Origin of the sequence: Pedobacter indicus (assembly GCF_003449035.1) — a bacterium.
Classification (GTDB): Bacteria; Bacteroidota; Bacteroidia; order Sphingobacteriales; family Sphingobacteriaceae; genus Albibacterium; species Albibacterium indicum.
Genome location: NZ_QRGB01000001.1, coordinates 1156976 through 1179174, shown reverse-complemented (window position 1 = coordinate 1179174; position 22199 = coordinate 1156976). Strand labels below are relative to the sequence as shown.

18 protein-coding genes are annotated in these 22199 nt (G+C 40.3%); 6 read left to right on the top strand and 12 right to left on the bottom strand.

Annotated elements, in window-relative coordinates; all coding sequences use genetic code 11:
* Positions 1-5: 5 nt before the first annotated feature.
* From D3P12_RS05365 to D3P12_RS05340, 6 genes are all read right to left on the bottom strand, one after another.
* Positions 6-914, bottom strand: coding sequence for an FKBP-type peptidyl-prolyl cis-trans isomerase (locus D3P12_RS05365; RefSeq protein ID WP_157970257.1), 909 nt, complete (start codon positions 912-914; stop codon positions 6-8).
* 73 nt (positions 915-987) lie between these two features.
* On the bottom strand, positions 988-1608 hold the full coding sequence (locus D3P12_RS05360) for an FKBP-type peptidyl-prolyl cis-trans isomerase (RefSeq protein WP_157970256.1): 621 nt from the start codon (positions 1606-1608) through the stop codon (positions 988-990).
* Between the two features lie 161 nt (positions 1609-1769).
* Positions 1770-3548, bottom strand: coding sequence for an acyl-CoA dehydrogenase family protein (locus D3P12_RS05355; RefSeq protein ID WP_118196980.1), 1779 nt, complete (start codon positions 3546-3548; stop codon positions 1770-1772).
* 40 nt (positions 3549-3588) lie between these two features.
* Positions 3589-4764: an acetyl-CoA C-acyltransferase gene (locus D3P12_RS05350; RefSeq protein ID WP_118194029.1), complete on the bottom strand. Its 1176-nt coding sequence runs from the start codon at positions 4762-4764 to the stop codon at positions 3589-3591.
* Position 4765: 1 nt separating this feature from the next.
* Positions 4766-7189 (bottom strand): 3-hydroxyacyl-CoA dehydrogenase/enoyl-CoA hydratase family protein, encoded by a 2424-nt coding sequence (locus D3P12_RS05345; protein WP_118194028.1) that lies wholly within the window; start codon positions 7187-7189, stop codon positions 4766-4768.
* A 2-nt stretch (positions 7190-7191) separates the two neighbouring features.
* On the bottom strand, positions 7192-7638 hold the full coding sequence (locus D3P12_RS05340) for a MarR family winged helix-turn-helix transcriptional regulator (protein WP_118194027.1): 447 nt from the start codon (positions 7636-7638) through the stop codon (positions 7192-7194).
* 143 nt (positions 7639-7781) lie between these two features.
* Here D3P12_RS05340 and D3P12_RS05335 point away from each other — a divergent pair, with 143 nt between their 5' ends.
* The 3 genes from D3P12_RS05335 (at position 7782) to D3P12_RS05325 (ending at position 11247) form a co-directional block, all read left to right on the top strand.
* Positions 7782-8654: a cupin-like domain-containing protein gene (locus D3P12_RS05335; protein WP_118194026.1), complete on the top strand. Its 873-nt coding sequence runs from the start codon at positions 7782-7784 to the stop codon at positions 8652-8654.
* Positions 8655-8765: 111 nt separating this feature from the next.
* Positions 8766-10547: a TrkH family potassium uptake protein gene (locus tag D3P12_RS05330; RefSeq protein ID WP_118194025.1), complete on the top strand. Its 1782-nt coding sequence runs from the start codon at positions 8766-8768 to the stop codon at positions 10545-10547.
* Positions 10548-10566: 19 nt separating this feature from the next.
* Complete coding sequence (locus tag D3P12_RS05325) at positions 10567-11247, top strand: potassium channel family protein (protein WP_118194024.1); 681 nt, start codon at positions 10567-10569, stop codon at positions 11245-11247.
* A gap of 13 nt (positions 11248-11260) precedes the next feature.
* Here the strand turns inward: D3P12_RS05325 and D3P12_RS05320 are convergent, their stop codons facing one another.
* The gene (locus D3P12_RS05320) at positions 11261-13024 is read right to left on the bottom strand and encodes an AMP-dependent synthetase/ligase (RefSeq protein ID WP_118194023.1); all 1764 of its coding nucleotides are present in this window, start codon (positions 13022-13024) and stop codon (positions 11261-11263) included.
* Positions 13025-13189: 165 nt separating this feature from the next.
* On the opposite strand from D3P12_RS05320, the gene D3P12_RS05315 reads away from it, so the two are divergent.
* On the top strand, positions 13190-13684 hold the full coding sequence (locus D3P12_RS05315) for a hypothetical protein (RefSeq protein ID WP_118194022.1): 495 nt from the start codon (positions 13190-13192) through the stop codon (positions 13682-13684).
* Between the two features lie 81 nt (positions 13685-13765).
* Here D3P12_RS05315 and D3P12_RS05310 read toward each other — a convergent pair whose 3' ends face one another.
* Positions 13766-15553, bottom strand: coding sequence for a M61 family metallopeptidase (locus D3P12_RS05310; RefSeq protein WP_118194021.1), 1788 nt, complete (start codon positions 15551-15553; stop codon positions 13766-13768).
* Between the two features lie 105 nt (positions 15554-15658).
* Between D3P12_RS05310 and D3P12_RS05305 the strand changes: the two genes are divergently transcribed.
* Together D3P12_RS05305 and D3P12_RS05300 are read left to right on the top strand one after the other, a co-directional pair.
* Positions 15659-16531 (top strand): N-acetylglucosamine kinase, encoded by an 873-nt coding sequence (locus D3P12_RS05305; protein WP_118194020.1) that lies wholly within the window; start codon positions 15659-15661, stop codon positions 16529-16531.
* Positions 16532-16549: 18 nt separating this feature from the next.
* Entirely contained in the window at positions 16550-17062 is a 513-nt protein-coding gene (locus D3P12_RS05300; RefSeq protein WP_118194019.1) for a glutathione peroxidase, read from the top strand.
* Between the two features lie 181 nt (positions 17063-17243).
* On the opposite strand, the gene D3P12_RS05295 is transcribed toward D3P12_RS05300, so the two are convergent.
* The 4 genes from D3P12_RS05295 to D3P12_RS05280 are packed head-to-tail and all read right to left on the bottom strand — an operon-like array spanning position 17244 to position 22183.
* A complete protein-coding gene (locus tag D3P12_RS05295) occupies positions 17244-18497 on the bottom strand; it encodes an MFS transporter (RefSeq protein ID WP_118194018.1) in 1254 nt (417 codons plus the stop codon).
* A gap of 35 nt (positions 18498-18532) precedes the next feature.
* On the bottom strand, positions 18533-19534 hold the full coding sequence (locus tag D3P12_RS05290; protein WP_245977395.1) for a galactose oxidase: 1002 nt from the start codon (positions 19532-19534) through the stop codon (positions 18533-18535).
* A 39-nt stretch (positions 19535-19573) separates the two neighbouring features.
* Positions 19574-20506, bottom strand: a complete 933-nt coding sequence (locus tag D3P12_RS05285) for a dihydrodipicolinate synthase family protein (RefSeq protein ID WP_118194016.1) — start codon at positions 20504-20506, stop codon at positions 19574-19576.
* 30 nt (positions 20507-20536) lie between these two features.
* The gene (locus D3P12_RS05280; RefSeq protein WP_245977394.1) at positions 20537-22183 is read right to left on the bottom strand and encodes a sialidase family protein; all 1647 of its coding nucleotides are present in this window, start codon (positions 22181-22183) and stop codon (positions 20537-20539) included.
* Positions 22184-22199 lie beyond the last annotated feature (16 nt).

The window sequence follows — 22199 nt, the reverse complement described above, 5'->3', positions numbered from 1 at the left end:
TACGATTAATCGTTGACCGATTTAATTTTCACTTCAAAGTCTAAAGGTGAAAAGGGAGGTATACCTCCACCACCGCTACTACTACCTGAATTACCTGCTGTCCCATAGGCTTGGCTCGAAGGCACAATCATACGAACCTTACCTCCTGCTTTCAGTTTTGGGAGTACTTCCTTCCAGCCATCAATTGTATTGGATAATGTTAATGAGGTCGAGTCTGTTGAAGATTCTTCTAAGATATTACCATTCAATAATCTCAACGCATATCCCAATTTAACCGTTGAGGTCTCAGACACGACATCCCCAGTTCCTGGCTCCAAAATATTATAATATACTCCTGTCTCACTTTTTTCGAAATCAGCTACCTGCATGCCGTTGATCGTGGGAATATATTTTTCGATGACGTACGATTCATATTCTGGCAAAGTCTCGGGATCGATCGCATGGATTGTATAATCTAAGCTCATGTTTGAACCGACCAACTTAGAACCATTGCGTCCATATGCTAAACGAGAAGGGACGAGCACACGTATCTTTCCGCCCGCATTCTTCAAAGCATCGTGCAATACCAACTTTAAACCCTCTTCTTTATCTAGCGGCGAGCCCGAATTACCATTTGCCACAGAGGATCCATAGGGAAAATAACCTAAAAAATCAGCATATCGGTTGGCCATGCTAAAAGTATCTATAGCCTGGTAACTACCATCGTGGGTGATAAATGAATATACTAATGGAATCTTGCTATCATAATTTAGCGGGGCACCGGTGCCCTCTTCAAGAACCTGATAGTACATTCCCGTATTTCCGAACGGAACAACGTTCGTCAAATTATTCTTCCTGATGTAAGCCTGTATATTTTCCTCATCAAGTTCAACAATCGTTTGATACTCTTTTTTATCGCAGGAGCTAAATATCATTACTCCCAATAGACACAAAATCAAGAATCGACTATACCGTATATTCATTAAAGAGCTGTAATTAAAATTTTTATTAGTATGGTGAAGGCGGTTGTACTTCCAAAACTTCGATGTAAAAATCCAGTGGAGAGTTCGCAGGAACGTCTCCTTGAGCCTGTGATTGATATCCGTATGGGGACGGTAATACAATGCGAATAATTGCTCCTTTTTGCAAACCAAGTTCAGTTAAGCCATATTTTGCTGGGTCTCCATTCTGGTCAAGAACAATATCGCCATTGCGATCTTTCATGTTTTCAGGTAAAAAGGCAACTAACCACCCTCCCAATAATGTTCCGAGAGAAAATGTTGCTTCTTCACCATCATCAAATACTAAACTGTTTGAAACCAGTCTACCTTCGTAATTGACTGTAATTCGTGGTGATTCTAATTGATTATTGCTATTAAAATTATATTCATAGAAATCGTCATCTTCAGGATCTACCAAACCGGGTTCAACGATTTTATACCATATTCCTGTTTCATCAAGAATTGCACCTTCAAGTCCTTCAGCTGTGTCAACATAGTTTCTTAGTATCGGAGCTTCTAATGTGAAATACTTATCAGGATCATAAGGCTCTATATCATTATCCTTCATACAGCTTGTAAAGCCCAAACCAATGATCAAAGCAATAAAAAGAAAGTTAATTTTTTTCATGGAATTTTTCATACTATCAGTGCAAAGTTATTTATTTAATTGATTTTATTTAGGAATTAACATTTTTTAACAGCACAAACCTGAAAGGTTAAACCTAAATAAAAAAACGAAACCCGCAGAACAATTGCTACAGCGACTTTCATTATTAGATAAAACTTTTACTAATAGCAATATTTATTCTCCTCAATCATCTGTTTAGCAATAAGTTGTCGAGCATTTTTCGAATTAAACGGCTCTACTTTAGTAAATCTGCGAAGACCCATCAACATCATTTTTAAGTCATCTCCTTCAGCAAATGAATACAAAGCAGCTTTCGCAGCGATGTAAACTTCGTCTACAACAGAGTGCAGGTATACCTTCGCAATATTGATTTGACCTTCTATCGCTCCCGCTCCTTTTATTAAAGCCAACCTCTCTACTCTTAGTAAAGTCGATTCAGCAACATACACGGATCCAATAATATCTGCAATATTCATTAATATTTCCTGTTCTTTTGACAAAGACATCATAAATTTTTGAACGGCTGCACCGGCAACCAGTAATCCCGCTTTCTTTAAATTTCTTAATATCTTTTTTTCCGCGGCGAACAAAGAATCAGTCGCTTCTTCAAAATCAGGTATAGACATCAATTCACTTGCTACCTCCTGGGCAGGCCCCATCAAATCCAACTCTCCCTTCATTGCTCTTTTCAATAACATATCAACTATAAGCAGCCTGTTAACCTCATTAGTACCTTCGAATATTCGGTTAATTCGTGAATCTCGATAAGCACGCTCCATCGGGGCATCGGCTGAAAAACCCATTCCCCCATAAACCTGTACCCCTTCATCGACAACAAAATCGAGCATCTCAGAGCCCCACACTTTCAGTATCGCGCACTCAATCGCAAACTGTTCAGTCGATTTTAAGCGTGCCTGCCCACTTTCCATTCCATCTGCAACCAATTTATCATAGGCATCGTCTATGTTCTGGCCAGCTCGATAGGCGGCGCTTTCAACAGCAAAATTACGGATGGCCATTTCGGCTAATTTATGTCGAATTGCTCCAAATTTTGAAATATGTAGCCCAAATTGCATCCGCTCATTTGCATAATTTATAGACTGGTTAATTGCCATTCTTGATGATCCGATTGCTGCTGCCGCCAATTTTATTCTACCAATATTGAGAATATTAACTGCAATCTTAAAACCGTTTCCTCGATGTGAAAGCAAATTCTCTATTGGCACATGACAATCATTGAAAAATATCTGTCTTGTTGAAGACCCCTTAATTCCCATTTTTTGTTCTTCGGGATTCATTGTTATTCCCCCAAACTCTCTTTCGATGATAAATGCGGACAGGTTTTTGTCGTCGTCGATCTTTGCGAATACGATAAAAATATCAGCAAAACCACCGTTCGTTATCCACATTTTTTGACCATTGACAATGTAATGAGTCTCTTCTTTATTTAATACGGCAGATGTCTTTCCCGAATTAGCATCAGAACCGGCGTTGGGCTCTGTAAGACAATACGCAGCCTTGAATTCTCCAGTTCCTAACCTAGGAATGTATTTCGCTTTTTGTTCATCATTCCCATAATACAATATGGGTAAAGTCCCAATCCCCGTATGTGCCGACAAAGCTACTGCGAACGAATGTCCCGCGCCAACGGCATCAGCAACGAGCATAGACGTATTAAAGTTTTTCCCAAAACCACCATACTCTTCGGGAATCGAAACGCCTAATAAACCAAGTGCTCCAGCTTTATCCAGAAGCGTCTGCATCAGACCTTCTTCTTGTTCATCGATCGCATCTAGATTTGGGAGAATTTCAGTTTCTATGAAATCACGACAAGTCTGCCGGATCATAGACTGCTCTTCATCAAATTCCTCTGGTATAAAAATATCTTCACACAATGTTTCGCGGATAACAAATTCACCCCCTTTTATTACATTTTTCATAGCATTTCCCATTGCTTTTAGATTAAAGGTTCCCCGATATTTATAACATTTCAAATATACCCGCAGCTCCCTGCCCCGTTCCTACACACATCGTCACCATCCCATATTTCTTGTTTCGTCTTTTCAATTCATTAAAGATCTGAACAGATAATTTTGCACCTGTACAACCCAAAGGATGTCCAAGCGCAATCGCACCTCCATTTACATTAACAATGTCGGAATTCAAACCAACTTTCCTGATCACAGCCAAAGATTGTGAAGCAAATGCCTCATTTAACTCAATGAGATCAATATCATTCAACGACATATTAGCTTGCTTCAAAGCCTTTGGGATAGCCTCGATAGGGCCTATACCCATAATACGTGGTGGAACACCAGCAACAGAATAACTAACCAGACGAGCAATTGGCTCAATGTTTAATTCCTTTAATTTTGTTTCTGAAACAACCAACACAAAGGCAGCTCCGTCTGATGTTTGTGAGGAATTACCTGCAGTAATTGAACCTCCTGCAGCAAATACTGGTTTCAAAGCAGCTAATCGTTCAAGACTCGTATCGGCACGCGGTCCCTCGTCCTGATCTACGATATACTCTCTCGTTGCGATCTTGTTGTTAGCACCTAAATAGTTTTCCTTAACAGTTATTGGCACAATATCATCTTTAAAGAGCCCCTTGTCTTGAGCCGCTAATGCTTTTTGATGTGAAGCTAATGCAAATGCATCCTGATCTTCTCTGCTTACTTCAAACTCTCGAGCAACGGCTTCAGCAGTTAGTCCCATTCCCCAGTACCAGTCGGGATGCTTCTTAGCAACGTTAGCATTGGGAACTAATTTCCATCCCCCGAATGGCATCCCTGACATCACTTCAACACCACCTGCAATGATCATGTCAGCCATTCCTGTTTTTATTTTAGCAACTGCTGTCGCGATAGTCTCCAATCCGGAGGAACAATAACGGTTAATCGTCACACCGGGAACCTTTTCCGTATCCAAACCCATTAGCGAAATCACTCGACCAATATTTAATCCTTGTTCTGCCTCTGGCGTTGCATTCCCGACAATAACATCATCGATCTCTTCTTTATTAAGATTCGGCACAGAGTCAACCAGATATTTAATTACATCAGCAGCGAGATCATCTGCCCTAGTAAATCGAAATCCTCCTCTTGGCGCTTTGCCTACTGCGGTTCTATACCCTGCTACTATATACGCTTCCATATTAATTCCTTAAAGGTTTTCCCTTAGTTAACATAAACTGTATCCGTTCCAATGTTTTCTTTGTACCTACCAATGACAGAAACTCTCGCCTTTCCAAATCCAATAAATACTGTTCGGAAACCTCAGTTGGTTCAGACAGATCGCCTCCGCACATCACCCATCCAAGCTTTTCAGAAATCAGCTGATCATGTGCAGAAATATAGTTCCCCTCCTTCATCGAATTCGCGCCTGCATAAACAATCCCTAAGCCTTGCTGACCTAGCACTTTAATATCCGTGCGTCTTACAGGCTGCGTATATCCCGCTTCGTCAAGCTCTATAACTTTCGCCTTTGCGTCTGCTAAAAGGCGACTCCTGTTCATTGTTATAGCATATTTACCGGCCTGCAAATAACCTAGCTCTACCGCCTCAACAGCAGAAGTCGATACCTTTGCCTGCCCTACTGTTAAAAACTTATCTTTCAATATATTCTGGACAATCTGATCTTCTTTATATTCATCTGATGCTCTAATAGCCATCTCCTTTGAACCACCCCCACCTGGGATAACTCCTACACCAAATTCAACAAGTCCCATATAAGTCTCCGCATGAAGCTGTACAAAGTCGGCGTGCATTGCAAACTCACAACCACCTCCCAGGGTTAAGTTAAAGGGCGCGACAACAATCGGTATCGATGAATAGCGTATTCTCATGGAAGTATCTTGAAACATTTTAACAGCCATTCCCAGCTCATCATAGTCTTGTTCTACTGCCAACATAAAAATCATCCCGATATTCGCTCCAGCAGAAAAATTCGCTCCATCATTCCCGATAACTAAGCCTTTATAGTCTTTTTCCGCCAGGTCAATTGCTTTATTAATACCTTGTATCACATCTCCGCCAATCGTGTTCATTTTTGTATGGATCTCGGCATTCAGCACCCCGTCCCCTAAATCAATAATACTCACACCACTATTTTTCCAAACTGTATGATTTTTTCGCAAATCGTTTAAAACAATTAGCCCCTCTGAGCCCGGAATAACTTTATAGGTTCCGGTTTCAGGGTCATAATATTTTCTGCCATCTTCTTCAATCTTGTAAAAATGGTCGTTCCCAGCCTCCAGCATTTCATAAACCCACGGTGCCACTTTGCCCGATTGCCCCGGCAGCAATAACTCTGCGCTTTCTATTCTATCAACAACACCTTGCACTCCCAATGCATCCCAAATTTCAAATGGCCCTAATTCCCAACCAAAACCCGCACGCATCGCATCGTCTATTCGATAAAGTTCGTCAGATATCTCAGGAATTCTATTCGATACATATTCAAAAAGTGGATAGTGGGCAGCCCGAAATAGTTTGCCTGCCATGTCATCTCCTTCTTCGAAAACTTTCATCCGTTGACGAATGTCATCAACAGCTTTCGCCCGCTCCAACGTCTCAGATTTTACTTTTTTTTGCGGACCGTATTTTAATGTCTCTAGATCTAGCGATAATATTTCTGTTTTCCCTTTTTCTTTAATCTTCTTATAAAAGCCTTGCTCTGTCTTCTCACCTAACCATTTATTATCTACCATCTGCTGCAAATAGCCAGGTAGCTTAAACATCTCCCTAGCTTCGTCATCATTTGCGTTATCATATAAGCCTTTGGCGACGTTCACTAAAGTATCCAGACCAACAACATCGGCAGTCCTAAAGGTCGCCGATTTCGGCCTACCCAAAATTGGTCCCGTATATTTATCGGTTTCTTCCACGCTCAGGCCAAAGCGTTCTACTAAGTGCGTCATTCCCAACATCGCGTATACACCAATCCGGTTACCAATAAAGGCAGGTGTATCTTTGCAGAGCACTGTCGTTTTACCCAAGAACTTATCACCGTAATCCATTAAAAAGGAAACAACGTCTTGCTCGGTTTCTGTCGTTGGGATAATTTCGAGGAGCCTAAGGTAACGAGGAGGGTTGAAAAAATGAGTTCCACAAAAATGCTTTTTAAAATCATCCGAACGCCCCTCGGACATTAAATGGATCGGAATACCGGAAGTATTGGAAGTAATCAACGTTCCTTTTGTTCGGAACTGCTCTACTTGGTCGAAAATTTTGTTCTTGATCTCCAACTTCTCGACAACTACTTCGATAATCCAGTCCGCCGATTCGATACTCTTCATATCATCTTCGAAATTTCCTGTTCTGATCAACTTGAGAACAGACTTACTAAAAACAGGAGAGGGGTTCGATTTCACTGTATTATTCAGATGTGAATCAACAATACGATTTCTCACTACCCGATCTTGAAGCTTCAGCCCTTTTTTTTCCTCTTGTGGCAATAATTCTGACGGAGCTATATCCAGCAACAACACTTCGACACCTACGTTAGCAAAATGGCATGCAATCCGCGACCCCATAACACCGGATCCGAGAACCGCAACTTTTCTAATCTTTCTTTTCATAACTAATCACCTTTATTGTTTTCCTGGATATACCTCTGTGCTAATTGGTTAACTTTAATTAGAGAGCTTTCTAGTCGTACACGTTCATTCTCCGTCATGTTATCAACTAAGTAATTATTGAATTCACGAACAATATTTTTCGCTTCCGCACGTTTTTGAATACCAAACTCAGTAAGAAACACTTTAACAGATCGCTTATCTTGAGAACTAGCCTCCCTAAAAATCAGTCCCTGCTCCTCCATTCCGTTTAACATCCTCGAAAGACTTGTAGACCGAACACCCAAAAGATTTGCTATTTGTGACACCGCGGTACCTTCTTTATGAATATTTATTAACACATAACCCGAAGCCTGCGTCAATCCTACTTTCGACGCTACTTGATTATATGAGTTAGCAACAGATTGCCAAGCTGTTTTCAGGTAGTAATCAATGGTATTAATTTTCGACATACAAAAATTATTATGCTTGCATATCAAATTTAACTCTTAAAGTTTTAGAAAACAAGTATTTTTAAATTTTTATTCGTCTCTGCTAGAGATATAGTTTATTTGTATTTTTGCAGTGCTTACTTCGTATTAATTATTAATTTACTGTGCAACTAGAGAAAATAGAACGCGTATCAGGTATAAGCAGTGAAGACTTCATTGCCAATTACCTTAAACCTGGGAATCCTGTTATTTTAACAGACTTCATTGATTCAGACAGCCCGGCATTCGCAAAATGGACATATGATTATTTCAAAGAAATTGCAGGCGACCAAACCATCTCTCTCTATGGCAAAGAGGAGACCTCGCGAGATCGAGTTGCCAGCGCCCCTGTAACACAAATGAAGTTTGCCGACTATCTTGACCTAATAGAGCGGGAACCGACGGATCTGCGAATTTTTCTGTTCAATTTACTGAAACTGAAGCCGGAGTTAAACCAGGATATTATATACAATGACCCCACCGGGGGTAAGATTTTAAAATGGCTCCCTTATCTATTTTTCGGTGGTGAGGGATCCAGTACAAGAAATCATTATGACATCGATATGTCCCACGTATTCATATCACAATATAGAGGAATTAAAAAGATCTGGCTTTTTCCACTTGAGCAGTCTACGGAGCTATATAAATTGCCATACAACTTTCATAGTATTGCCAATCTAAAGGAGCCTGATTACGATAAGTTTCCAGCCTTGCAATTTATCAATGGCCTGGAAGCGGAAATAAAAACAGGCGAAACGCTTTTTATGCCTTCAGGATACTGGCACTTCATACAATATATAACTGAAGGGTTTTCCATCAGTGTGCGTGCCCTGCCAACCAAACCCATTGATAGGTTGCGTGGCTTTAGAAACCTAGTTATCACGAGACATTTTGACAACACGATGCGCAAACTATTTAAACAACATTGGTTTGATTACAAAATCAACGTTGCTTTGAAAAGAGGAGAAAAATCTTACCGTCAACATCAGCAAGTTTGACCAAATATATTTTTACTAATTTTAAATTTCAAAAATAAAAATACAGATATCTATTCGTTGTGGGAAAGAATGTAATGTGCGAGAAAGAATACGATCATTAACTATAATTAAATGGGGACAAGCCTAGCGAAAAAAATAACACAATTACTTAAGCTTGGCGACAGAGGACTGTTATATTTTAGCATCGCTTGCACAGTTACCATTTTATTCAACCTAGGTTATAATAAAAATATCGAAACGGTATTATTTGTTGACCATATTCTGCGCTATCTTTTTTATTTATTTGGCGCCCTGCACCTTGCCAGACTGATTTTAATTACGCTTTTATACAAAAAACGACGACTGATACACTATGGGGAAATCATCATATCTATTTATTTCTTCTTTGTCATTATCCTAAGTATTTTCGGTTTTAAAAACCTAGGTATCAACTTTTTTCAGTCCGAATGGTTATATCTGGGTTTCTTCGCAACCCTTCTCATTGAAGTATCTAAAGTTAGCCTTTTCTTTGACGATTTTTACTTTAACCCAACCCTCTTATTTGTCATTAGCTTCCTTCTTTTGATCCTGGTCGGCACACTGCTGCTCATACTGCCTAATTCAACAACAGATAATCAGATTAGTTTCGTGGACGCTCTGTTTACATCAACAAGTGCAGTATGTGTAACCGGATTGACAGTTTTCGACGTATCAGCGAAATTCACCCAGTTTGGGCAAACAATCATCTTAATTCTCTTTCAATTAGGAGGCCTGGGTATTATGACCTTTACCGGGTTCTTTGGCTTTTTCTTTACAGGCGGATTTTCCTATAAAAACCGATTAATGTACACCGAATTAATTAACGAAAACAAGATTGGTTCAGTCATTAACACACTTTCCAGAATCGTATATATAACCTTGTTATTTGAAATTATTGGCGCCGCATTTATCTTCTTCAACATACCCGATAACACGTTCATATCTACAGGTGAGGCAGTTTATTTTTCTATTTTCCATGCCGTTTCCGCTTTTTGTAACGCTGGCTTTTCAACCATTCATGATGGCCTGTACAATCCTTTATTTAAGACCAATTACAATATTCATTTGGTAATATCTGTGCTTATTATCTTCGGTGGTCTAGGATTCAATATCCTTATGAATACGTACTCTTATTTAAAAAGATGGACTGTCAATATTTACCGAAAGCTACGTTACGACGAAAGATTTATTTATCAAGCTCAGGAACTCCAGTTTAGCTCTAAAATCATCCTTTATACAACATTTATTCTTCTCACCTCGGGAACGATCCTTTTTTTTATACTCGAATACAACAACAGCTTACAGGAACATGACAGCTTATGGGGGAAAATGGTTTCTTCTTTCTTCCTTAGCGTAACACCACGTTCAGCCGGATTCACGACAGTCAGTATGGAAAATATCACATTTCCCTCTATTATGCTTCTGTTTTTCTTTATGTGGATTGGCGCCTCACCAGGATCAAATGGTGGAGGGATTAAGACTACCACCTTTGCCATTTCTTTTTTAAATATATTCAGTATTGCCAGAGGAAAAGAAAACCTTGAATTATTCAAAAGGAGAGTAACCAAGGAAACGAGCATACGCGCCTTAGCAGTTATTATTTTATCGGTATTAGTCTACGGTATTATTCTTTTTTTACTCTCCCTGACCGATGGGAACCATGACTATAAGGCATTGGCATTTGAGAGCATGTCCGCATTTGCCATAAGCGGTCTAAGCTTGGGGATTACACCGACCCTTTCGGAGGGAGGAAAGATCATCCTGGTATTTGCTATGTTTATCGGCAGAATCGGCGCACTGACTTTATTAATCGCTTTTATTAAAGACACGAAAATCAAAGCATACAAATATCCTTCGGACACAGTACAGTTGTAAGATTATAATATAAATAAATATGAAATTTATCGTTTTTGGGTTAGGACACTTCGGAAAATCACTCGCATTTAAACTTACTGAACTCGGACATGAGGTTATCGGTGCTGATAACGATATGAAAAAAGTCGAACAGTTCAAAGACGAGATCACCCACACAGTATGCCTAGATGCTACCGACAAGAACGCAGTAGCATCTCTGCCTTTAAAAGATGCACACGCTGTTATCGTAGCCATTGGTGAAGACGAAGCATCCTCGTTGTTGACGACCGCAGTATTGAAGCAATTCGAAATAAAACGCATCATTGCACGAGTCGTCTCAGATCTTCAACAAACAGTGCTTGAGGCCATGAAGATCGAAGAGTTCATTATGCCAGAAGAGGAATCAGCAGAACGCTTGGCCGTTAAACTGGTCAACCTCAACATTGTTGACTCGTTCAAAATTTCGGAAAAATACAGTATCGTTGAAACAAAAGTCCCTAAACGTTATGTCGGCAAAACACTCATTGAAGCCGATCTTACAAATCAATATCAAGTCATTATTCTTACAACAATTAAAGTAAAGGAAGAAATTGTCAAAGGAGTGGCAAAAGTCACAAAAGAGGCTTCGGGCATAGCAACTTCACACACAAGACTGGAAGAAGGAGATATTTTGGTAATTTTTGGTGAGATGGAAAACATCAACAAGTTAATCGACGCTTAGTTCTTTCCCTCTACTACTTCTCTCCCTTATAAATTTCATCTAACTCGTCTGTGTGATTACTTAGAATCACTTTTCGCCGAAGACTGAGCTTAGGAGTCAGTTCTCCTGCGTCAATACTCCACTCTTTAGGTAAAAGAATAAACTTCTTAATTTGCTCCCAGTGCCCAAACCCTTTGTTCATTAAATCAACTTCCCGCTGAAATTTATCGATAACCTGCGGATCCTTAACGATTTCATCGTTAGACCTCCATTCGATCCCCTTGACCTTACACCAACTTTTCAGCTTGTCAAACGCAGGTACTATCAGAGCCGACGGAAATCTACGACCCTCACCCACAATCATTACCTGAGCTATAAACAGCGATTCCATAAGTTTATTTTCTAGAACTTGAGGAGCGACATATTTTCCGCCAGAGGTCTTAAACATCTCCTTTTTTCGATCAGTTATTTTAAGGAACCCCTCTTCGCTGAGCTCACCAATATCCCCGGTGTGGAGAAAGCCATTCTCGTCAACAACTTCAGCCGTCGCCTCCTCATTTTTATAATAGCCCAAAAAAATACTTGGTCCCTTGCAAAGAACCTCTCCGTCGTCGGCAATTTTTACCTCTAAATTAGAAAGAACCTTACCCACTGTACCAAATTTAATTTGATCAGGCTTTAATCCGTTTACCGAAATAACCGGCGAAGTCTCGGTCAGTCCATAGCCCTCCAATACAGGTATGTCCGCTGCCCAAAACACCCGTGCAAGCCTTTCTTGCAATGCCGCACCCCCAGAAATAAGAGCAACGATATTTCCACCCAGAGCAGCCTGCCACTGTTTAAACACTAATTTTCTTGCTATCTTCAATTGAAGGTTATAAAAAGCACTGTTCTTTCCGGGTTCTTTATAGTTCAAACCTAAATTCAAAGCCCAGAAGAAAATCGAACGCTTCAAACCAGTTAAGGCTTTTCCTTTAGCGTAAATCGCGTCATAAACCTTTTCCAATACTCGCGGAACCGTGGTAAAGCCATCAGGCTTTACCTCTTTAACATCATCAATTATCGTGTCCATACTCTCAGCATAATGCACTTCAATGCCCAAAGAAAAGTACATATACACGACCATTCGCTCAAAAACATGAGAAAGTGGCAAAAAGCTAATCGCTTTTTTATACTCAGTCGGAAATAAATGACTCGAGGCTAAAATATTGCTAATAATATTGCGGTGGCTCAAACATACACCTTTCGGTTTACCCGTTGTACCCGATGTGTATATCAATGTAAGCAAATCATCCTCGTCTATCTGCTCTCTATATTCATTAAGATCAACATTGGGGTCGCCGGTCTTTAGAAAATCCTCCCAGGCAGTTGTGTCCGGAACATTATCGAATGAAATTACTTCCACAGATGCAGACAACTCATCCACACTTTCTTTCAATTTTTCATACAATTCCGTGGTAGAAACAAAAATCACCTTCACATCAGCATCTGTTAATATATGCTTCAGATCTTGTTTTGACAATGTAGGGTAAAGCGGAACAATGGCAGCTCCTAATTGCATAACTCCGAAGTCGCAAAAATTCCACTCTGGACGGTTAGCTGACATTAAGGCAACCTTATCACCTTTCTTAATCCCAAACTCCAGCAAAGCGCGCGTTAGTGTATCCACATTTTCAATAAATTCGGCTGTGCTATAAATTCTCCGTTGGCCGTCAAATTTCCCAGACACCATCTCCTCATTTGAAAAATTTTTTCGATAATTTTCCAAAATGTCAAACATTCGTTTTATTTCCGCCATGATTCCCGTTTTAGAGAGTTGCAACTGACCTAAAATACGAAAATAATTCCAATCTTTTCTCCTAGGATATTGAAACTATTTTATGATTTCGAGTTCTAAAAAGAAAAAAACGTTATTTGGCACCAAATTTGGTTTACGCGTTGCGTATTAACAAAACGAAAAGAAATGAAAAAATTACTTTTACTATTATTCACTGTTGGTGTTCTCAGCATTGCGGGCCAAGAGGCAAAAGCTCAAGCTTTGGGACACGATTACAGAAATGCTATCGGGGGACGTTTTGGTGTTGCTAACGGTATCACGTTCAAACACTTCGTTAACAGCAATGATGCGTTGGATTTCATCGTAAATTTTCGTAGTAAGAAAAACGAATATTCGACGTTTCGTTTAATAGGTTTGTATGAAAGACATCTTCCCATCAACAATGCACCTGGACTAAGATGGTATTATGGTGGTGGTGCCGGAATTGGTGTATGGGATTACAAACATGATCATCATGATTCTGACATTGCGTTGAGTATTGACGGAGTTTTAGGGTTAGATTACAAATTCAATGGGGCACCTATTAATGTTTCATTGGACTGGAAACCTGCCTTAGAGATTACGCCTGATACAGGTTTCGACGCAGAAGGCATCGGACTATCGATTCGTTTCGCATTTTAACTAAACCCAATCACAAATCAACAATTAAAAGTAACGGCAGCTATTTGAATAGTCGCCGTTTCTTTTTCCCCACAAACTCAATCAATTTACTGACAACCAGACATTCCTGATAGCAATCTGTTCTTTCGTTGCATCAGCTACCGGTTCAATTACATAATCAGCACGTTTATTTTCAGGCAGCGTAAAACGAAACTCTTTCATTATGCCATCTCGCGCAACCAAGACAGTTACCTCATCTCCAACCGCCGTCTGACTAAGAATGCGATCCATCTCTCTGCCGTCTTCATCAATCCGGTATCCGTTAATAGAGATTAATTCATCGTGAACGTTCAAACCTCCGTTCCACGCTCCGCTATTTCTGCTAACCGAAACGATTCTATTCTTCACTAAACGAACACCAAAATCCGGCAAACTGATCCCTTCTAATTGATTCACGAGCTTCATGCCCGCATAGCCCAGATATTTATTATAATCAACAGCTTTCGCATTATTCACGTAATCGTAAATATCGTCTATTGAGGTGCCAGCCACCTTTTCTGCCATTTCCTTAAATTCGGCATCAGTAAACCCTCTATCCTGCTTCTCATAATACTCCTGATACATAGCTTGCATAATATCATCTAAGCGCTTCTCCCCTTTGGTCGCATGTAATGTCTTCAAGTCAAGCAGCATCCCCATCAACGCACCTTTATTGTAATATGAGACCGTGGTATTGACGGAATTCTCATCCGGACGATAATATTTGATCCAAGCATCAAAACTAGCCAAATCAAGTGGTTGCACGAGGTTACCCGGTCTATTTTCAACAGCTTCAATGTCATTTGTCAACATTTTCAGATAACTATTCTCATCATAAAAGCCGCTTCTGCGAACTAGCAAGTTATCATAATAAGCAGTGAACCCTTCTGATATCCACAGGTTTGTAGTGTAGTTTTCAGCACTATAATTAAACGGGCCTAAGTTCTCGGGCCTCAATCTTTTAATATTCCATACGTGGAAGTATTCGTGTGCAACAAGTCCTAAAAACCCGTTATAACGATCGGGATTACTATAAGCGAAACGAGACGCACCCAAGACAGTAGAATTCAAATGTTCCAAACCTCCGCCACCAGATGCATAATTATGAACAATGAAAACATAACGTTTATTTGGGTTTACACCAAAAACATTGGTTGCCTCCTCCACAATGCTGGCCATATCTCTCTTCAAACGCGCTGCATCATAATTTCCGCCACCGACCATCGCCACTTCATGTTCTACGCCTGCCGCATTAAACGTAAAAACATCCTGATTGCCGACTTCAATGGGTGAGTCAAACAAAATATCAAAATTCTCAGCATAAAAAGTATTCTTTTTACCCTTAACAGGCTCTAAACCCGTTGATATTTTTGACCATCCTTTATAGGGAGTAACCTCAACTTCGGATGGAAGATCGATCATACCGTCGATAAACATAAAAACACCGGTAGGGGATAAAAATGCATGGCTCTCATCAACGTAGCTTGTCCTTACAGAAACCTCGTAAGCGTATATCCGATAATCTACTACAATTTTTTTTTCAGCACCATTTTCAACCCTCCATGTATTTTTATCAATTTTTTTAACAGGCAGATCTTTTGAGCCGGCAGCTTTCGCAAACACGTGCTCTACATTTTTCGGGAACTCTCGTATAAGATAAGACCCGGGTGCCCAAACAGGCATTTTCAAATCGACTGAGCCTTCTTCCAAGTTATCTATCTCCATCCGAACCTCTATATAATGAGCCTGAGGTTCTTTAAATGAAACATCAAAACTAATTCTAGGTTGGGCAATACTCGTCAAAGTTGTCATCATTAAAGTCATAAACAAATAAATAAAATGTCTTCTCATAGTGATATTATTAAAAATCAGGAAATCGGACCTTTGCTAATTCCAACAAGATTAACTAAAATTATTGTAAATTTGAATCTATGCTTTTTGAAATTTTAATTAGTTATGATACTTGTAGTTGATAGTGGTTCTTTTAAGTCCGACTGGATGTTCACTCCGAATGGCAAAAAACCTGAACGCTATCGCACGCAGGGAATCAATCCATTCTTCACTCAGGAAAAGGAAATAGTTAAAATTATCCAGTCTTTTAAGGAGATCAGCCCTTATGTTAACGACATTTCCGAAATTTATTTTTTTGGTTCCGGCTGTACATCTCCTGACCGACGAGAGATTGTTTCGAATGCAGTTTCTCATGTTTTTAAAAACGCTTTTGTTTCTGTTGACACGGACTTAATCGGCTCCGCTTATGCCACATGTGGCGACCGTCCGGGTTTTATCAGCACAATGGGCACCGGATCTAATATTTCTTTCTTTGATGGTGAAAATGCACTACCAAGCAGGTTCGGCACTGGCTTTATCCTTGGTGACATAGGCTCTGGCGCATGGTTCGGAAAGAAACTGGTCACCGATTTTCTATATGATCAAATGCCTTCAGATATCAGCATAGAATTTGCTGGAACCTATGAGGTCAACAAAGAGATCGTCATGAAAAATGTCTATCAAGAGCCTCATCCTAATGCTTATCTTGCTTCATTCGCACCCTTCCTTGCGGACCACACTAGCCATGATTACATCACAGATATGCTCTGTAATGGTTTCGAAGATTTCGTGAAAACGAATATATTCAGTTATGCTGACTATGAAGATTACGAATGTCATTTTGTCGGGTCGATTGCCTATTTTTATAGTGAACAATTAAAAGTCGTATGTAAAAACAATCATGTTCGAATCGGAAAAATCATTCAGCAACCCATACAGGATTTATATGCTTTTGTTGTGGAGAAAGAAACACAAAAAAGTAACTATTTAAATTTATAAAATTTAGAATTATTTATCATGAAAACACTGCTTATACTATTTAGCGTTCTATTCGCAACGCCCCCAGACAATGTATACCAATTCAAATTACAAGGCATTGATGGCAAATCCATTGACCTTTCCAATTTTAAAGGGAAAAAGATACTATTAGTCAATACAGCATCAAAATGTGGTTTCACTCCTCAATACGCCGAATTGGAGGAATTGTCAAAAAAGTACAAAGATCAATTAGTTGTAATCGGTGTGCCGGCAAATAACTTTGGCAATCAGGAACCTGGAGCTAACGAGGACATACAGTCGTTCTGTGAAAAGAATTATGGAGTCACTTTCTTGCTCACCGAGAAGACAAGCGTGAAAGGGGAAGACATTAGTCCTCTGTTCGACTACCTAACTTCTGCGGACAACCCTGATTTCACAGGAGAGATTAAATGGAATTTTGAAAAATTTCTTATCGATGAAAACGGGAAATTAATTCATCGTTACCGGTCAGCAGTTAAACCTCTATCATCCGAAATTACCGAAAACTTATAAATAACAAAACCCCTGATGGGCAGGGGTTTTGAACTAACCAATTATAAACCTAAATTATGAAAAGACATTTAACCAATTACCAAAATTTGATTGCTCTGATTTTGATAGTGTAAAAGTAACACTAAGTATTGTATTTTCCAAACTAATCCAACTTTTTTTTCACGCAATCGATTGATCAATTTCAATCATCTGTAAAATCATTGACTTTAGGACGCAAAAAGTATAACTGCACGACCAAAGCGATGGCGACGATAGCCGCTAATTTGGCAAAATCACTCCCAAGGTTACCCGCATCTGTTGATCTACCTAGGTAATCGGTAATAAAGGCTCCTGAGAAGACACCAACCATATTCATCAAGCCATAAGCAGTTGCCCTGTACTTTGCTGATACAAATTGACAAAGAATCGGCATATTATTCGCATCAAACATACCAAATCCCAAACCGAAACATAAAGCAGCACCAACTACATGAAACAATGAGTTACCAAAACCTAATAATAATAAAGATGGAATTGTTAATGCAATTCCAATAGCACTTGTATAAACCCTGCCGCGGACATTTTTCTGTACCCATCGATCCGAAAGAATACCCCCGAAAATCACACCGATAAACGAGGAAGCGGCGATTGTGATCGTCGACAAAGGCCCCGCCGAAGACATTGGTATATTAAGATTCTCCGCAAACAATGTCGGCAGCCAATTTTTTGTTGCCCAGCCTGGTAAGCTCGGAACAGCGAAATAAAATAAGATAACCCAAAACGCAATATTCGACAAAAGCACACTTAACCCCTTAAATATGGTAACTTTTTTAATAGAAGTACCGTCCGGCACCGGATCCAGTACAACTTTCTCCTTCGATGAAGTCTTAACTTCATGCAAGAAAAACAAAAGAATTAAAGCATAGACTATCCCTACAAGTCCAAACGACCTGAACGCCGTATGCCATGTAAAGGCCTCTGCCAATGTAGCGCCAAAACCGCCAAGAGCCTGCCCCATATACAATCCGGTCATATGAATACCTATTGCCAAGGATCGGGTTTTATCCTTATGATAATCAGCAATAAGTGATAAGCCGGCTGGTATATACAGAGCTTCACTAACGCCCATAATACCTCGCAGCCACATCAACTGATTAAAAGTCGTAGCATAGCCCATCGCGAAAGTCACAGCCGACCACACAAACAAACTACCTACTATCAACCATTTTCTACTAAATTTATCCGCGATCGTGCCAGCTACCGGACTCATAAACCCATAAATCCATAAGAAAATAGCCATCAAATGTCCGAAGTTTGCAGCCGATTGCAGCTCTTGGATATCAGCTTCCATACTAGGCCGCATAGTCGACAGCATCTGTCTATCCATATAATTTAGGAGGGCGACAACCCACAGCAAGCCGACAACCAGCCATGGATAATATTTTGCATTTTTCATAGATTAGGTTTATTTCAATATTTCACAGAGAATAACTACTTCTCAATAACGGTACGAACCTGTGTAGTTCGAACGGCAGGTCTTATTTCCCCTCCAGGAATAACAACTTCCTCATTCCATACAACGAGCGAAGTTGTCACTGCCGCATGTCCCGGTTGTTCCGCAATCGTATTCCATTCATTTCTATCAGGATCAAAACTCAACACTCCCTTTGAAAAGCCAGGATGTTCTTCTTTTTGCGGATCTATCCCCGCCAAGCTACCGTCGTCTCCACCAAATACAAGTAGATTTGAATTCCCGTCAGTAAACGCCGGCGTAGGTGCCGCCACAACCGCTCTCGGAAGCTCAGCCAGTTTCTCCCATCCATTTTCCTCAGAAAATCGGTAACCGTCCGAAAGGTACTCGCGAATACCTTCCTTTAAATGAGCACCACTGAAAAGATAAACAGCGTGGTCATCTGCACCAGCAACTGCCAACATTCTTGAAGGACCCGGCCAAGACTCTCTTATTGCCCAGCCAGCATCTAAATTGTTTAGATCCAGAGACCAAAAACTCCCTTCCGCGTCTTTAGAAGCAGGATCAGTAGTTCCTCCCATTACATACACGGTGTTGTTTAATAATACGCCTGCCGAATTCGCTAAGGGTTCAGGTAAACTCGGAAGATCAGTATAAGACACACTGTCGCCTACGTATTTCAGTTGATATACATCACTATAATGTCCTTCTTCATTACTTCCACCAATGATAAGCAAACCGTCGTCCGTGCTGATCGAGACCCCGTACCCCAATGGTCTGGGTAATTTTCCCACTATTTTCCATTCTTGACTACCCTTTTCAAGTGCAAACACCTGATCATCCCAAACCTTCTTTGATCCTGTCCAAGGCGCCCCCCCATCTGGGAAGTTTGCCCCACCAGCAACAATTAATGTATTATTCGAGACGCCAGCAAACGATCCGGCGAAACCCACCGTATCAGGAATACTAGGTAAATTACCCCATTTTAATGGCTCTTGTGTACATGCAGAGGTTATAATCATAAGAAATAGAATCAAATAAGAAAGGAGTTTCATAATTCATTACGCTTTTACTCGAGCATCACGGCATTGATTTACAGCCTCAAAAAATCCTTTTTTATTCAGATCATTTTTCAGCGCTTCAATTTCATCATCAGTTAGATCAACTAAGGGCAAACGACACGGGCCAAGCTCAATGCCTTCCATACCCACAATCGCACGCTGCGCCGGAATAGGCGCAAATTTGACTAACGACTGAACCATCTTGATAGAATCCATCTGCAGCTGACGAGCGTCTTCAATACGGTGATTCTCAAAATTATCTATAATTTTTCTATACAGCGGCGCAGCAAAAGTATACGTGCTACCGACGGCACCTTTCGCTCCTACAGCCAATGCACCTAATAGCATTTCATCGAGGCCATACAAAATATCATATTTCCCGTTTTTATAGTTCAAGCAGGCTTCGTATTCATGTAAAGTGGTCGCAGTATATTTTAATCCCCTAAAATTAGGAATAATCTCTTCTGCTAATTGCATAAAGTCCAACATATTCATCGCAACACCAGTAAGATGAGGAATATTATAATAATAAAACGGAATATCTGGTGCTGCAGAAGCAATCTCCGCCATACTCGATATCAATGCTTTTACAGAAGCTGGTTTAAAATAGAAAGCGGAAACTGAGGAAAACGCGTCCGCTCCTACATCTTGCGCATGAGCGGCTAATTTACGAGCCTCTCTAACAGAGCTATGTCCCACGTGAACCATAACTTTTATTCGTTTGTTCACAGCTTTGACATATGCCTCAACAATAGCCATGCGTTCTTCAATAGTTAGGTTAGGACCCTCTCCATTGGTTCCACATACAAAAACACCCGAGACCCCATCTTTAATCAATTTCTCAACAATATCGGGTATAACGTCGCGGTTAATTTCTCCGTTGCCCTTGTAAGCTGCGAATGTTGCGGCTACCAATCCTGTTATTTTTTCCATCTTTCTGTTTGATTATACGTATTATAAATATTACTTTTTATTTGTTAATTCGTCTATAGTCAGCGTCTGAAATACCATATCAGCCTGACTACTTTCATATAAAATTCCAATTGTTTCATTATCAACCGAGGTTAGGCAGGAATAGCCACGGCTGTTGAACTCGTCTAACATCAACGCAGGATACTGATCCCAGTTCTCCCCATCATTGTCGCTCACCTTTACAGAAAGTCTGTTACGCTGCGTTTTTGAGTCTGGATTCGAAAAAAGTAGGTAATTTTTCTCCTCACTGCCAGATTGATAGTCATGCCGAATAATGCTCGCCATACACACCGGCTCAATCAAAGCATTGTGCGAGGTCGGATGCATTGTCCATGTCTCACCCAGATCACGTGTAACCGCAATTGCCCTCCCGTTTGTTGACGTCGTATCCCCACGATTGCTGTTGGCTCGCATATTCAACATGATCGAACCATCAGTTAACTCAACCGCCATACATTCTGTCGTACCCTCACTTACAGCCGGATTGGTCGAAACCCAAGTTTTGCCCCCGTCTTTGCTATAAGTTATGTTTGAAAACGGATGCCCATTTTTATTCCTTCCCTGAGTTGGGAAAACGAGCGTACCATCTTTTAACGTAATTCCCTGTCCCGGCGCCGGCGCCCAAAGCCACCATTCCTCTTTCTTCCCCATTTTGGTAACATTCACCGGTTTGCTCCAAGTCTTGCCATCATCTGTACTCTTCACAATCAAGAATTGCGATGTCTGTTTAACATCAAAACCAGGCTGTGAAGCTTTGTTTCTCCATTGATGATCCCACTCCTCACTTTCTTCATTCAAACCTTCTATCCAATTACCTTCTTTATCCAGAAGGCCATGCATCCACAATCCAGCAATGTAGATATCACCCGTATTCCGATCTACCAAGATTCCAGCGTCAGAAACACCATTAAATTTCTGCGGCAAATCACCCCACTCACCCATGTCCATCACAATTTGTATAGGTTCCCATGTTTGTCCACCATCTTCACTGCGATGAATACCAATATCCATATGCCCCTGTAGATCACGACCACTTTCGTAGCGAGCGTCAAAAATAGCAATCAAGGTTCCTTCGTTCGTAGTTGCCAGTCCCGGAATACGTGAGGTATGAACATCATCTTGCTTATGTTTACGAACAGCCACGCCAATCCGCTGAACAAGTTGTTCATTCTGCGCTTTAGCTCTAACTTTTTTCCCATTTATTTTTGCAGAAACAAGCTGAGCATCAACAAAATTAGACAAGGATGCGCCTTCTTTTAACTCAAATGACAACCAGAAGAAATTGTCACCTTTTTTCAATTCCTGATTACCGGAAAAAACCATCTTTTTTCCAACCCCGGTCACCGAAGCAAATAAGCGCGACTCAATATCCTCCATTTTACCCGGTAGCGAATCTTGTCCATAATAATAGAGTCTTGCCGATTTTATATCACCTAAATCAGTTGTACCCAATGTACTGAACCTCACATCAGTTAAAGTTTGTCCCTCTTTATCAGCTGTAATTTTCACTCTTAAAATAGGGTTGTTCTCTTTATTCTTCAGAACCGGTAGTTGATACTGGTGTTCTGAAATCTCCGTATCGGCTTTGAACCCTAAAAAAACAAGAATCAAACTAGAAAGCAAAAAAATGCGCATCATAGAATTAAATTTAGTG